16 protein-coding genes are annotated in these 13,867 nt (G+C 36.0%); 2 read left to right on the forward strand and 14 right to left on the reverse strand.

Features of this window, described 5'->3' with window-relative positions; genetic code table 11:
- Positions 1-77 precede the first annotated feature (77 nt).
- The 10 genes from N477_RS25215 to N477_RS25270 all read right to left on the reverse strand — a co-directional run bounded on the left by N477_RS25215 (position 78) and on the right by N477_RS25270 (position 8,045).
- Positions 78-404 carry a hypothetical protein gene (locus tag N477_RS25215; protein WP_063363157.1) on the reverse strand — a complete coding sequence of 109 codons (327 nt, stop codon included), beginning with the start codon at positions 402-404 and terminating at the stop codon, positions 78-80.
- A gap of 22 nt (positions 405-426) precedes the next feature.
- Positions 427-759, reverse strand: a complete 333-nt coding sequence (locus N477_RS25220) for a hypothetical protein (RefSeq protein ID WP_063363156.1) — start codon at positions 757-759, stop codon at positions 427-429.
- Between the two features lie 1,002 nt (positions 760-1,761).
- Positions 1,762-2,382, reverse strand: a complete 621-nt coding sequence (locus tag N477_RS25225) for a hypothetical protein (protein ID WP_081216544.1) — start codon at positions 2,380-2,382, stop codon at positions 1,762-1,764.
- Between the two features lie 286 nt (positions 2,383-2,668).
- Positions 2,669-3,499 (reverse strand): alpha/beta hydrolase, encoded by an 831-nt coding sequence (locus N477_RS25230; protein ID WP_063363155.1) that lies wholly within the window; start codon positions 3,497-3,499, stop codon positions 2,669-2,671.
- 444 nt (positions 3,500-3,943) lie between these two features.
- Positions 3,944-4,375 (reverse strand): hypothetical protein, encoded by a 432-nt coding sequence (locus N477_RS25240; RefSeq protein WP_063363153.1) that lies wholly within the window; start codon positions 4,373-4,375, stop codon positions 3,944-3,946.
- 182 nt (positions 4,376-4,557) lie between these two features.
- Complete coding sequence (locus N477_RS25245) at positions 4,558-5,142, reverse strand: Crp/Fnr family transcriptional regulator (RefSeq protein ID WP_063363152.1); 585 nt, start codon at positions 5,140-5,142, stop codon at positions 4,558-4,560.
- Positions 5,143-5,382: 240 nt separating this feature from the next.
- Positions 5,383-5,691 carry a hypothetical protein gene (locus N477_RS25250; RefSeq protein ID WP_063363151.1) on the reverse strand — a complete coding sequence of 103 codons (309 nt, stop codon included), beginning with the start codon at positions 5,689-5,691 and terminating at the stop codon, positions 5,383-5,385.
- An 80-nt stretch (positions 5,692-5,771) separates the two neighbouring features.
- On the reverse strand, positions 5,772-6,275 hold the full coding sequence (locus N477_RS25255; protein WP_063363150.1) for an NADAR family protein: 504 nt from the start codon (positions 6,273-6,275) through the stop codon (positions 5,772-5,774).
- Positions 6,276-6,331: 56 nt separating this feature from the next.
- Positions 6,332-6,838: an NADAR family protein gene (locus tag N477_RS25260; protein ID WP_196760698.1), complete on the reverse strand. Its 507-nt coding sequence runs from the start codon at positions 6,836-6,838 to the stop codon at positions 6,332-6,334.
- Positions 6,839-7,577: 739 nt separating this feature from the next.
- The gene (locus N477_RS25270) at positions 7,578-8,045 is read right to left on the reverse strand and encodes a hypothetical protein (protein WP_063363148.1); all 468 of its coding nucleotides are present in this window, start codon (positions 8,043-8,045) and stop codon (positions 7,578-7,580) included.
- Between the two features lie 439 nt (positions 8,046-8,484).
- Between N477_RS25270 and N477_RS25275 the strand changes: the two genes are divergently transcribed.
- A complete protein-coding gene (locus N477_RS25275) occupies positions 8,485-8,847 on the forward strand; it encodes a hypothetical protein (protein WP_063363147.1) in 363 nt (120 codons plus the stop codon).
- A 432-nt stretch (positions 8,848-9,279) separates the two neighbouring features.
- Here N477_RS25275 and N477_RS26640 read toward each other — a convergent pair whose 3' ends face one another.
- On the reverse strand, positions 9,280-9,411 hold the full coding sequence (locus N477_RS26640; RefSeq protein WP_269200129.1) for a hypothetical protein: 132 nt from the start codon (positions 9,409-9,411) through the stop codon (positions 9,280-9,282).
- Positions 9,412-10,022: 611 nt separating this feature from the next.
- Here N477_RS26640 and N477_RS25280 point away from each other — a divergent pair.
- The gene (locus tag N477_RS25280) at positions 10,023-10,205 is read left to right on the forward strand and encodes a hypothetical protein (protein WP_063363146.1); all 183 of its coding nucleotides are present in this window, start codon (positions 10,023-10,025) and stop codon (positions 10,203-10,205) included.
- Between the two features lie 511 nt (positions 10,206-10,716).
- Here N477_RS25280 and N477_RS25285 read toward each other — a convergent pair.
- The 3 genes from N477_RS25285 to N477_RS25295 form a co-directional block, all read right to left on the reverse strand.
- The gene (locus tag N477_RS25285) at positions 10,717-11,166 is read right to left on the reverse strand and encodes a GNAT family N-acetyltransferase (RefSeq protein ID WP_063363145.1); all 450 of its coding nucleotides are present in this window, start codon (positions 11,164-11,166) and stop codon (positions 10,717-10,719) included.
- Between the two features lie 570 nt (positions 11,167-11,736).
- Complete coding sequence (locus N477_RS25290; RefSeq protein WP_063363144.1) at positions 11,737-12,225, reverse strand: GNAT family N-acetyltransferase; 489 nt, start codon at positions 12,223-12,225, stop codon at positions 11,737-11,739.
- 356 nt (positions 12,226-12,581) lie between these two features.
- Positions 12,582-13,577: a transposase gene (locus tag N477_RS25295; protein ID WP_063363143.1), complete on the reverse strand. Its 996-nt coding sequence runs from the start codon at positions 13,575-13,577 to the stop codon at positions 12,582-12,584.
- Between the last annotated feature and the right edge of the window lie 290 nt (positions 13,578-13,867).

Below are 13,867 nucleotides of genomic sequence, written 5' to 3' on the forward strand. Positions count from 1 at the left end.
ACAAAGTTATGTACAGCCTCGTGCTGCTCTTAAGTTCTCTATTATGTTCTCTTTTGAGTTCAATTCCTTAATTGCTGTTAAAACGTAATTTCTGGCATTTTAGACTTAAACCCTACCTGAATTTCGCAGCAACACAGACCAAACTCCCAAATTACACCTTCAACCAGATTTGAATCAAAGCGTATGATGTCCCATGGTAGGTTTAAGTTAGATATTGCACCAACGAGGTCACTATCAGCCTCGATAAAAATAAATTCTGGGTTCTCAAAAGTTGCTATAGCTTCGTTATCTAAATTATTCCATGGAGCAACAACTAACTTTAACCTAGTTTCAGTCAACGAGAACTCCTTCACTGCGTGAGTACCTAACGATCGGAATAATCTATCAGTAAAAGTGTCGTTCATTTAGTTCTCCATAAAATTGTTGTCACCCACCAAAAGTAGACACCTTATTTATGTATTTACCCTTAGAAAGATACTTACCTAGCGGTTTGTCAGATATTTTTTTAAAGCCTTTTTGCCGATTTAGTTTTTCAGATGACTTTATTTCGGAGTCAAGCTCCGTAGCAAACTCTTCATCAAAAGGTCTTTTATTTAGCACATTGAGTTTCTTGGATGAAGACCGAAAAAGTTGTGATGAACGCTGCTTTCCTTTACGAATATTTTTTCTACTACTTTTGTCATTTTCGCCGTAATCGTTCCGGCAATCCTTTTCATAACTCTTACGCTTTTTTTCTTGTGGGTTTTTAACCTTACTCATAGTCAAATAGCTCCGATAAGTACCTAGCGCATCGCTTAACCAGCGTAAAAACTAGGCTAAGGTTGACGACGAAGAAGCGCAAGCCTGCATTGATTGAAACATATATTATCTGCTGTTAAACCAAAACTAATTTAAGGTCGTTGAGAAATGAAGGCAAACAAGTTTGATCCGTTTTAAACTACACAGTCAAATTTCTAGAATGTTCACTGTACTCTACGAAACAAGCACTCACAATTAAATGTCCTAAGTTATTAAGCTAAAATTTAAGGAAGCGTAACCTACCACTGTGGAGTTCATCAACTCAAGTTCACTAGAAACTTTTTAAGGTTATCAAAACGAACCACGCCATTAAACCCTAAGCCTCCAGAGACTTAAATTGACAAAACATTTTATACTACTGCCAAGGAATTCAAAATCACTTAATTTTAAAGTGATTCGATCATAATTTTTTATATTGCACTGTTTGAGAAAATTTAGATTTCGTATACATGATTCTATAGCGCATCTAACGCCTTACAAATAGGCGTATAAATGCTTGGCAAAATTAGCAAAAAAGGATCACAAGCCAAGCTTTTTGCGCCTTTTGGTTTAAACATTTGTAATGTGATCACAGGATTGATTAGTATGGGACTGAACTAACAAATGCTTTTAACCTAACGATAGATTGTTGAGAGTTTATAACGCCATCAGCTAAATCTTCACATATTCTTATCACTTCGTTTCGTAAGCCAAATGGAACAGCTTCAAGGGCATCAATGTCCCCTCCAAGTTCTCATGGGTGTTATCAAAATTTCGAGCATCTATTGCTTTAATAATGTGCTCTTTTCTTTCTTTGTTATTCATAAATACATAGCCACATAATGAATAATATTAACTCCCCTTCCACGTAATCAGATTATGTCACAATCGTATTTTTCAAAAATGAAAATAGCTGTGTAAAGTTAGCGTAGAACGAGCAAATTTAACTGTGTTTTGTCCCTAAAAGTAACTGATTAGCCTTTATTAGTGATGAGAAATAAGATACCAATTATCCTCAATGTGCTTTATTTCGGTTGTATCATCTTCATTTAGATCACGAAACTTTTCAGGTAAACCACCGCTTGGAACATACAGGTAACCCGAGTAATTATCTAAAAGGCCTCTAAAGGTAAAAAATAAAATATAAGTTAAGCCTTCATGGTTTTCGACCACAATATCATTCCCACCGCGAGAAAGACCAATGTGCTCCTCTCCTAAGTTAATCAAAGAAGAGTTATGTGAGACATTTGGCTTCAGCTCCCCATTTAATACTTGAGCAACCACTAATTCACGCAGTTCTTTATTCAATATGAAATCGGCCTTTAACCATAACATTGTAAATGGAACATACGTTACCAGAAGAAATGCGATTACGTGAATACCTATTGGAGCAGCACTTTTTAGCCCAATATCTTTAAGCTTCAATAAACAAGTTAAACTAGAAATAACACAGCAGAGGAAGAATACCCATACTGCGCCAAACAGCGGTATCATAAGAAAAACAGTTACTATATCTACCAATGACCACTGAAATGCAGATAATAAAATCAGTAAGATCGAGCTGATAATGGCAAGGTTAAATCTCCATTTAATTTCGCTAAACACGATACTACTCCATGAGGACTAACAAATGATATGGGCTCCCAAACTACTTTCTACCATGTGCATGTGTAATGTTAAAAAACGAGGATGATCCATATGTCTTTAATTAAAATATTGGCATCGATATAGCCAAATCTGTTCTGAGTATCCACGGAGTGGATAAGCATAGCAAGTATAAATTTCGTGAAATCATTAAACTAAACAATCCATTAGCTTATATTTTAAGTCAGAAAATGATAATTATTGCTACACTTTTTAATGAAAGTACTGACCTGTTCGTTTATTGCCACTATTTTTTAAATAACCAATACAAGCCTTGAGTTGCCGTAGTTGGAAACGCAGTTTCATGGTTGGCACCCTGTATGATTAATAATTTAACTTCCACATTTGGAAAATGCTCACCCGATAGATTGGATACCAACTTTTGTGCGCCAGTTACCATGTCATGTCTTGGTGAGTCATATTTAGGCGTTTCCCTTTCTCCAACAGCAATAAATATCTTATGTGCATTTGAATTCTGCTTGGGTTTAATACTAAGTATATCGCTATTCATAAACCACACAGAAGGGCTGCCTAAAATGTAATTTGTGAACATATGTGGCTTGGTAAGAAATATATACGCACCAAGTAAACCACCCAAAGAATTGCCAACGTAAGTACGCGAATTGTTAACGCGATAGTGCGATTTAATATATGGAAATATTACATTCTCGATAAAATTAGCATGTTGAAGCGCCTGCCCTGTTTCAAACTTCCAGCTATGGTCTTTTTTATGCGTAAAATCACGAATGCGACTTGAAGGCCCTTTAGAGCCTTTTGAATATGAAATCCCAACAATGATCGCCTCTTCCACTTTGCCTGTATTCATTGGGAATCGAGTGGCACCAGACACTATTTGAAAACTGTACAAGGCATCCGTTAAATAAATGACCGGGTATGATTTGTTATGGTCGCGTCCATATGAAGCGGGTAATTTTACAAATATTGGGTAAACTCTTTTAGAAATAGGATCTTTTATGTCTATCACACTACTTCTTGGGATCTCAAAAGCGTTGATGCTTTGAGCATTCACTAACTGGCTAAAGATTAGTAAAATAAATATGAACGGTAAAAATTTCACCAAAACTCCTTTTCTTATAATGCTTCAAAACGAAGCAATAAAATTATTGTTGTGCTTTATCGATTTTTTATTTTTCTTTTGGATTACTACCGACGAAAAATGCAGTAGTAAACAACAATGACATTATTAACTGTACAGTAAAACTCGAAAAATGGCTTTCTTTAGTCAAATGAGCTAACAGGTTCCAAATTCCCATATTAATAAGGAAAGCAACTATACTCCCTCCGATTTTGTGTTGAAACCTAAAGAAGGCAAAATCCTCAACACATAACTTATATCTTTCAGTTAACTTCATTTCTCTCTCACTTTTATTTTTTAACTAATACATTTGGTACTAATGCGCATAGCAAACGTAATTATTAATAGTAATCTCATCGTTTTTATACATTACCCTCGGTCAAGTGAGCGTAACAATGTCGCGCTCAAACTTCAGCTATATTATGGCTACCAAACAATTGGTAGCATCCCAATCGTCAATAATGTACAAGTAATGAGTGATAGAATTGAGCCTAAACGAACTAAAATCGTCACTGTATGCTCAGTGGCGATGGTAGCTGAAAAGCCAGCGCCAGCAATTGGCAACGCTTTACTTGCACCGGTTACAGATGCAACCGTTATACCTAGCCAGATGAGTATGAACCCAAACGCACAGCCATAAGCTGTAAATATTTCTAAAGATATAGGAAGATCAACTAACGACCAGACAATACCAAAGATCATGAGCGCCATCGCGCACTGGACAGCGGTTAAATGACCAGAAAGCGCCATTCTTGAATTTTTTGCAGCTGGGATCAAAGCACCTTGAATTAAACCAACTAGGAAAAAGGCAACACCAACAAAAATGAGCTCTGAGCCAATTTGAGTAAATTCAATCATAACAGCCCCCATATTTGCTTAACGCAAGACCCACTGGTGCCACTTATATGACAACTTATAACAATGTAAACTTCGGCGCTTTGTTCTTGGTGTTTTTTTGATTTTTGATAGATGTTCATCGTTTACCTCCTTTGAAAAAACATATGGTAAGTAACGAAACACCTGAATTCATTCACCTAGATTCATTTTTTCAATTTACTCAACGTCTGAGGAGCAACACCGAGATAAGAGGCGATATGGTACGACTTAATTTGACTAAATATGAAAGGATACTCATCCAGCAGACGCGAATACCTTTGGGCTGCGCTCTCTGACATAAGAGAAAGAACACGTTTGTATGTTGCAGAATAATAGGTGTTATGTAGCCAAATTCTCGCTAGCGTCTCCCATTTTTTTTCTTGAGATATAAACTTATCAAGCTCTTTTAAGGATGTGACATAAAAAACCGAGTCTTCTAAAACTTCAAAATTAAGCATGGAACCAGTTTTTTCGTAAAAGCTGACACTGTCATCCATAAAGTGGTTTAAACCATGTTTGCTTTTACCACGAAAATAGAGCTGCCAAGTATGTTCTTTACCATTCATATCAATTAGGTATGACCTAGCTAGGCCGCTTTTGATAAACCAAATCTCACTAAACACATCGCCAGCGTGATGTACTGTCGTTCCTTTTTTGACATACTTTATGTCAAAAAGATCACAAGCATGACTCCACTCTTCATCATTAATAGGAACGTAATGCTCAATCATTTTTCTAAAGTATTTCATAGTACTCAGTTATTATTTTTATAAAGCGCTAAGCTGAACGATACAAAAATTTTGAGCTAACATGAACAATTAAGCGCATTTTTACCTATGTTTAATTGATATTTCATGTTTTTCGATATTTAAAAGCTGTAAATAGAATATACAGCTTGCTAGAAGCCAAAAAATACGAGTATCACAGTGCTCGTCGCTAGGGCAATGAGCAGGCTTTAGTACTAATTAGCACTTGAAACCTAAAGCCTGTCATGCACCTTCCCACACAGTCAGTGTGTCTACAACATCACCATCTTCAAACTGACGTTCAAAGTCATCTAAACAGAGCCCGTGCAAAACTTTTTCAAGACTGAGGAGTGCTGGTTTAATACCAATTGCTTGCGAGTACACCTCAATATTGTTGCCATCAATATCTATGAATGACCATATTCCAATAAAGCCAATCACTGCGTGATAGCTATATTCAATCCTACACAACTTTGAAACCTTGATCTTTTCAGGCCTTCCAAAGTGGTACTTTCGTAAGATACCATGTTTATATCGAACAATTTCAAACATAAAACGCCATGTCATTTTCAAAACGGCTAAAACAAATTAAGCCACGAGGTAAAACAACAAAACCCGCAGTTGTAATTAAATTAAACTAACTGAACTCTTACCAGTTCAGATGTAAGTGCATTCAATGCAGCCGTTTTTTTAACATTAGATTCTTTAATTTCAGCTCTTAGTTGCATTAGTAGGACACCAAGTCTGTTTTTACCCTTGCCATTAGGACCAATACCCCAATATTTATCATAGGGTGAATTTTCAACTAACTCTTTTTTACCTGTGCCCAGTAAAATATTCCTAAGTTCTGAATCCTTAAATTTCTCTCTTAGTCCCTTGAGCATTATTTCTTCTTTAACCAAATCCCAGTCTTGCCGAATAGGGATGGCTCTAGATTGGCCCAAATCTTTAGCCTGTTTTGGTGAACCACAATTTAGGGTCTTATCGAATTGAGGTGTACCCTCAAACTTCATAGCTTGAAAATAATGTTCCATTGTGCGCCACTTATTTCCATCCAATACAAAGCCATAACCAGCAAAATTTGATAACCGAAAGTATTTGTCCTCTCTATTAAAAAAGTAGATCACCTTAGCCATCGGTTAAGCACCTGCTTTGCTTAATAATTGCTCTCTAACTTCCATAAGCGCGAACCCTAAAAGATTGAGACCTTTCCATGTATTGGGTTTTCTGATGCTGAATTATCTTGAGCCAAGCCAATCCCCCAAATTTTATCTACAGGGCTTGCTTCGACGATGACTCGTTCTCCAGTATTTAGCAAAAACGCCTTTAGCGTTGGATTTTGAGAAAACTTTGCTAAATTAGCATTTACCACAATTTCGAATCGTTTCTCATCCCATATTTCTTGCTTAAACCCAAGCACCTCACGGCCAACGGCTTTCGCTTCTCCCGGTTCACGAGCACAGAGCACTCTCTCACATGCTTTGTCATCACCAAACAGTGATGCCTTGTGATACATCATATAGTGCTCAGCAGTCGCAAATTCCTTACCATCTTCTTCGAATTTTGACTCATACCATTGGCTAAAACAGCTTTTTGTAACTTCATTGCTTTTTTCTTGATGACCCCAGAAAAAGACGTATTTAACCTCATTTTCGCGATTTACAAAATCGACCAACTCTTCTCTTGTCCTAATATTCAATTTTATTCCAATACTTAACTTGTTATACAACTTATAATTCTATACGTTATCAGGGCGAACATGCCGATAAACACTTTAAACACAAAACTCAGTCCATAGTATAAATACTACGCTTTACGGCTTCATTTTAAAATTTGTCTCCGACTTTTCTGCTTTTTATTTCTTTCTGATACAAAGACTCGTTGTATAGCCAGTAACCCCAAAATGCGAAACACATACTTACAGAGTAGATAGAATATTGGATAATATTGTCTGACGTAAAAGTCGCTATATTTTCGTGGTCTGAAGATGGGTAAAGAAAAACCACACTAAAAATCATGTAAAAAATGGATGCAGTTCCAGCTGAACTTAATAGCCAATTTAAACGCCCCTTTTCAAACTCTTTTCCGTTCACTTTATAACTCTTACTCTAATAGTTGAAGCCAATTCACTACACATATACAGTTAAGTTCGGCTTTTCTTTGGCGTTATCTGTGTTGACAACTATATTGCTTTTGCTCAAAACCCCGTTTAAATGATGTGTATTATCTGAATTACCTTTGCATTATTTTTTGTTCAGTGAATACTGCCAGACACGCTATAGGATGTATCGAAGATAAAAGAAACCGACATTTAACTTTTAGTAGATGACATATTTAAACTATAACTGAGCTCATTAGATATAGATTTGAATTTTAATTTGTAGTTGAATCATATTAAAACAGGCAAGCTAACATAGGTGCATCTGTATATCTGATTATTATGCACTTGCATGGTATTTCCCTGCCCCACCAAATTGGTATGCCTCTAATACATGAATGAGTTCTTTTGAAAATGCTATTTGCGAGGCTGGAGCACCGTTAGCCTTTGCGTCCCTTAATCGCTCTTTTTGCATGGCTATCACGTCTACTTTCTCATTTTCAGCTTGAGATAATGCGCTTGAAGAAACGTCTCCATCTCCCTGATTTAGGCCAGTTGCGGCCGCAGTATAATGCAGTGAAAGTGAAGCATGTTGCCCTAAAGTAATTACACCTTCGTCATATAGAGCTTTTGATGCTTGTGAAAGCTCTTTCATTGTCATACGGGTAAAATCAAATTTATTATTTTGCGTATCACTGCTTGCCACCTGAGATGGCGGCAATGTTTTTCCTGCTTTTTCACCTGCGGCTATTTGCTTAAGTTGGGCTTTTTGCTGGCTATATACAAAGGATTGATCTTGTACCTTCATTACAACTTCCTTTTATTGATGATTGGTCAAACTATGCAAAGTCTACGCCTATCTCACAAATGCTTTAAATTTGGCCCAGATTTAGATTCGAGTCATACTTTATATACACAATAAAACTAACCTAAGTAAGCTTATGTATTATCACCTTGCATTAATTTACTCTCTGGAACAGCACTATCTTTCCAAACAAGCTATGTGCCTACTCTATTTCTCTTCCAATTTCGAGCCTAACAAAAGGCTTCGTAATTTCTTAGATATTATTAAAAACCTGCCGATAAATCAGTCAAGAATATTGGCAGAAAGTCTTTAAAATTCGATATTATTTCAACTCTATTTGTACTTTCCTAGGTGTATTTAGTAAAAAACAACCTGTTGGTACTATACTTGTATATATTTAGTAAGCTTAAATAAACATATATTGACTTCCAAGGAGGATGTTATGCAAGTATCCCGCAACATCATGGATTTATATTTCGGATATAATGGCAGAGTTGGTGATGTTAGAGGCGCAAAAGAAGGCATCGCTGAGTTTGAACAGCGAGCAAATACGGCCTCTACCCCTGAAGAGCAAGCTCGTTACGCACAAGCTGCGGAAAAACTAAAAACTGAAATACTGCCAAAGATGCAGGAAGAAATGGAACAACTCGGCAAACAGCTAGGCTTAAACTCAAGAGATATAGGCAAAGTCATAGAGACTGACGAAAATGGCATACCTAACTTAGCTATGAAGCAGTCAAAAAATGGGGGGCTCTCTTTTATGACTGCTTATGAAGCAGGCAGTTTTTACTCAAATAAAACTTAAAGGGATAATTCATACTTAAAAAGAGCATATTGATTACATCACTTACGCTGAGTAATTCAGCGTTAGAGTAAACTTAAGCTCTTAAGTGTGGCTTTTTTGTAATATTTCATTGTATTCAAACTTAATCAACCAAAACATTTGAGGTCATGAGACTGATTTTTTCAGTAACAACTTTGACGCATGTCAAGTTATAAACTTCAATACGATTAAGTTTTACAAATGATAATTCACCTAAAAATACAGCTTTAACAATACGAAAATGGGCAACAAGTCATATCCAATGACAGCACTTTTGAGTTACGGACTCCAAGTGTTAAAACCGTAAGTACCAAGAAGCTGATTGGTTTCTTTTAATCGAACAGCTAAACGAATACCAAAAACTTCTTTAAATCGAGAGTTAATTAGCTCCATTAAATTAGCCGCTTGGTCTACTTAGATCAAAGCTACCAAGTCATAATATTCAACAACAGCTTGTTTCGAGAAAAACTCAACTAAACTATATGAGCCTTCTTTGGTTATCTTATCCATACTTAAACGATTCGTCTCTATAAGTAGAATTTTCATTCTGACTCCTCTATGAGGTTTAACGCCATTTAAGAGGCATATCATTGCAAGCTTAACTAATTAATTTTAATCAACACACTGCAGAAAATTCCAAGTCATTTGATACGATATTAAGGGGTGTTTAGAATACAAAATAAATATTTTAGCCCATCCAACCAGTTAACTTTAACTTGTCTAATAAAGAGAATTGTAAAGCTCATATTTTTCAGATGGCTTAACTTTTCTTCAGTTCATAAATCCATTTAAGTTTGAATCTTTTCGAAAAAACTATTGCGTTATAAACTCAAGCCCATGGCTATTGCTTCGTTCACTTAAGTTGTTTTAAATCTATTTAGGCTAAGGGAATTATCGAAAACACACCAATAGAATATGATTTAAATTATAAACCCCTCTATAAACAACAATAAACTGCGCCCTTTATTTCTCAAAATTAAACCGCAATTTAGATAGCCAACATTGCGTTAGCACACCAAAAAAGACTATTTCTAACTAAATCAGTTACATCACCTACCATTGTAAAAAGCTAAATTCTTAAATCAAACTATTGCAATAATAAAACAATATGTTATTTTTATCCTGAGTTTATAAAAATCTATTAAAGGAAGAACATTATGAAGTTAATAATGAAAAAGAAAAAAATTAAAAACTTGTCTGATTCTAAAAATATGCTTGCTAAAGTAATGACACCAAATGTTGGTGGCGGTAATGGTGCATGCTCAGGTGGTCCAGCTTGTATCGTTGACGACCAGCCGTCTGAGACAGTTACCAGTGGTGGTGTTCCTGTCACTTTCTAAGGCTTAAAGCTAGCAGAAGGCGTTTCTTACGCCTTCCTTAAAAATTATATATTTCTTAAATTTATCATTTTCAATTAATCTTGGCCAACCTTTTCACACCTGCTCGATTGCACGTTATTAACGTCCAAATCTAAAGTATTCTGCATTAATAATAAATTAGACAGGCACTTCTTGATGTTCACTTTGCCGTGAAATTTAACGCCTATTTAAGGAGCGTATTAAAGCTGCATTTCACCTTTGATTAAAGCAGTTTTTGATAGATTTTACTTACTCCATGGTAAAAGAATCCAATAGTTGGTAGCACTGAAGAATCGAATTTATAAATTTAAACATTAATAATATATGAGGGAAAAATTAGTAAAGCATACATCTCTTCACTTTGTTTAGGGGTATGGGTAAGTACATTACTTATTAAGGGACTATTTCGAAACTTATATTACTTGCTACCACAAAGGCGCATTTTTGTGTCTGGTCAACGCCCCTTAAAAAAAAGAAAGCGCTATTAAGCGCCTTATGCTTGTTTTGTTAACTCAATAACGGCAAGCATATCTTCACCGTCTTCATCCATTCCTAATTCTACAAACCCAAAGCTAGAATAGAACGCCTTTGCAACTGGATTTGCTGGATCATAACAAATCTCGATCTCTCGAAGGTCTGGAGCCTGCTTAATTTCATCTAAAGCAAGGTTCAATGCTTTACGGCCTATCCCTTTTTGTTGATACTTTTTATCAATCATGAATCGCCATATCGATATTTTTTCGTGGGATTCTTGCACCCACATGAAAAACCCAACTGTCTCTTCATTTAAATATATCGCTCTGGTTTCATACCCTTCGTTGAACATTGATTCAACCAATGAGTACATATTGCATGCAACATACTCTTGCTGCTCTTTGGTGACATCAAGCTCGCAAACCTCTTCGTAATTACACTTAGTTACTGAACGGAGTGAAACTTCCACAAATGCTCCTTACAACCTAACAAACTATTAGCGATAGCTTTTATGTATCCCACTTATCCACTACTGAGACACACGCAAAATAAGACTGATTTTATTCATTATTTTTAGTAACTTAACAGCTACGCTTGATACTTTCAATAGTAAGTCAGCCTACAAAAATAGAGCATTTACTTGTTCAGCTATATTCTGATTCGCCGATCACAGCCTGAAAAATAACTGAAAGTTGAAAGGTTATTTTTCTGATTCTCAAAAATGATATCCGATAACGTATTGCTACTCGTTACTTTTACTTCCCTGGAAACTTCAAATTCCCAACTTAGACCTCTGCACATTTCAGCAGACGATATGGTGATTTCTCGACGCAAAATAACCTTATTGAAGATGATAGACTTCAACACATAACAAAGCGCTCTGTATCATGATTGCAAATTCATCCCTGTTTTGAATCTGATAACACATGTTTTAACGATAACAAATGTTCTAAGTCTATAGATATATTAAGGTGGTATTTTATTAATAACCTTGCTCTATACAAACAAATTAGTAGTATATATTTGACCAATATTTATTTTACTCGCTAAGAACCTTCTCCATTAAAACCGCCTTATCGCCATAGCTTACACATGCATTAACCCCTTGGACTTCTTGGAATCCAATCAACGACCAAAAGCGGTCGGAGCCTTGTACCGCTACTAAACTTATTTTATCGATTCCTTGTTTCTTGGCGATTTCTATCAATTTTAAGGCTGCCGCCCTGCCAATTCCGTTTCCTTTTGCTCTAGGTGTTATGGCCATATCGTGAAGATATAAATACTCACAATGAGCGATATTTGGTAAAGGCTCGAATAATTTTGGTGGCGTAATACCACTCCATGGGTGGGCTAACACATATCCAAGTACCTCTCCGTGGTCGGATACACATACAAAACAAGTACCTGGTGACGCGTCATTTTTACTTTTGAGTACCGCTAAGTCTTCAGTACCAATCTCTTGGTAAGATTTTTCTTGAATGTCTAAAATACTGACCCAGTGCACTTCTTCTATTTTACTAATTACCATACTATTCCTTGCGTCGCGATAATACCAATCTCTCGCAGTTAACTATTTTTGACATACAATTACCTTAATAATTTGCCACTCAATTAGATACAGTCAAGCCCGAATTAGTCAAGTAAGACAAGTAATGGACACAAGTAATCAAGTAATGGACAGACACATTTTAATATTGCAAAAACTAACAAGTACATTTAAAAAAAGCTAAGCAAATTTCGAGGTATCATTCAAAAACAGTAGGTTCTTCACTATAGGAATATCGAGAAGCACCTTACATTAGATATTAACTTCAAATAGGAATATTTTCATTTTATTAAACCAGAAAAAACTAGATTTATAAGCAGGGCTAAAACAACTTTTCACTAACCAACTCCCTTATACCAATTTACATCATTTTTAGCAGCATGCGCTCTTAATACCGTTTTAGAGCCTACAAAGTTACAGTAGTGACTTCCAAAATTTTGTATCCTATCCAGCCATGTCGCATCTTCAATTTTCAGTGATACTAGAATATCTGGCACACTGTTTGGTATGACCCCTTTCTTTTTCGAGTGAACATGACGACCTGTCCAATCAACTAGCTCGAGGTAATCCAGCAAAGAGAAAGGTAACGTGTTTTCATACTCACTTATACCAAATGATTTTAGTGATTTTGGCTGTTTAATTTGATGCGCAGCTTCATTATCTTGATTAGCTTTATGTGCGCTTGCTTTGGCATTTTTAAAGTGCCTTATGCGCTCCTGAATCGAGGTGAAATCACTATTCTCTAGATTATTTTTCATGTTGGCTCGAATTGGGTTTAAATCTACGTAAGCCATACAACTGAGCAGCGCTGTTTCGTCAAGCAAGGCTTGAGACTTGTACCGCCCTTCCCAGTATTTACCCGTACAACCATCTTCTTTATTTGCTTCTTTTGCTATGTATTCATTGAGGTTTTTCATAAACCAACTAATATCGAACAGCCTAGCTCTCCACTTTTCAATCAGTTCAGATACAAGCAATTGATCTGCTTCAGTGAGAATATCGCCGTGAAGGTATCTATCAATGATCGGGCTACCCTTGTATAACCTATACCATCTTGATATCACTTCGTTATCGGACCAATTAAGTGCTTGCTGCATATTCACTTTAACAACCAAATGATAGTGATTACTCATAATGGCATAAGCCGCTATTTCAATAGCAAATACACTGCTTAGCAGTTTTACTCTCTCGACTAACCATGTTCGTCTATGGTCAAAGTTTTTACCTGTATACTTATCATCTCCGCACAAAAAAGCACGGCGTACACACCGTGCTATCAAGTGATAATAAGACGTCGACGACAAATCTATCAGTGCTTTCCTTGCTCTTGTCATTCCTATTCAACTCAACCAAAAACTGGATATTTAAACAGTAGTAAGAAACGTAATTTAAGCAATAAATTTGTGCCTGTCCTATTTTCTTATTCATCTAGAGAGATACTATTTATTGTTTTGTAAAAGAGAGCACTAACTTTCTCATCCATTAATCGGTTCACATATTCTCCTTGAGTGACATAGACATAATGACTCCCACACGGTGCTAGCCTCCGCATTTTTGTGGGTTAGCTTAAAGCCAGAGCCATAATTAGTTTGTCAAATAACTAAATAGCAGAGGCTAGCATGAC

The organism is Pseudoalteromonas luteoviolacea H33-S (assembly GCF_001625695.1).
Taxonomy (GTDB): domain Bacteria; phylum Pseudomonadota; class Gammaproteobacteria; order Enterobacterales; family Alteromonadaceae; genus Pseudoalteromonas; species Pseudoalteromonas luteoviolacea_B.

Bases quoted from the DNA above. Each gene is read 5' to 3' on its own strand.
- N477_RS25290 (WP_063363144.1), bottom strand. From the start codon at position 12,225: ATGGTAATTAGTAAAATAGAAGAAGTGCACTGGGTCAGTATTTTAGAC.
- N477_RS25245 (WP_063363152.1), bottom strand. From the start codon at position 5,142: ATGAAATACTTTAGAAAAATGATTGAGCATTACGTTCCTATTAATGAT.
- N477_RS26640 (WP_269200129.1), bottom strand. From the start codon at position 9,411: ATGAAAATTCTACTTATAGAGACGAATCGTTTAAGTATGGATAAGATA.
- N477_RS25215 (WP_063363157.1), bottom strand. From the start codon at position 404: ATGAACGACACTTTTACTGATAGATTATTCCGATCGTTAGGTACTCAC.
- N477_RS25240 (WP_063363153.1), bottom strand. From the start codon at position 4,375: ATGATTGAATTTACTCAAATTGGCTCAGAGCTCATTTTTGTTGGTGTT.
- N477_RS25250 (WP_063363151.1), bottom strand. From the start codon at position 5,691: ATGTTTGAAATTGTTCGATATAAACATGGTATCTTACGAAAGTACCAC.
- N477_RS25270 (WP_063363148.1), bottom strand. From the start codon at position 8,045: ATGAAGGTACAAGATCAATCCTTTGTATATAGCCAGCAAAAAGCCCAA.
- N477_RS25280 (WP_063363146.1), top strand. From the start codon at position 10,023: ATGAAGTTAATAATGAAAAAGAAAAAAATTAAAAACTTGTCTGATTCT.
- N477_RS25220 (WP_063363156.1), bottom strand. From the start codon at position 759: ATGAGTAAGGTTAAAAACCCACAAGAAAAAAAGCGTAAGAGTTATGAA.
- N477_RS25275 (WP_063363147.1), top strand. From the start codon at position 8,485: ATGCAAGTATCCCGCAACATCATGGATTTATATTTCGGATATAATGGC.
- N477_RS25295 (WP_063363143.1), bottom strand. From the start codon at position 13,577: ATGACAAGAGCAAGGAAAGCACTGATAGATTTGTCGTCGACGTCTTAT.
- N477_RS25255 (WP_063363150.1), bottom strand. From the start codon at position 6,275: ATGGCTAAGGTGATCTACTTTTTTAATAGAGAGGACAAATACTTTCGG.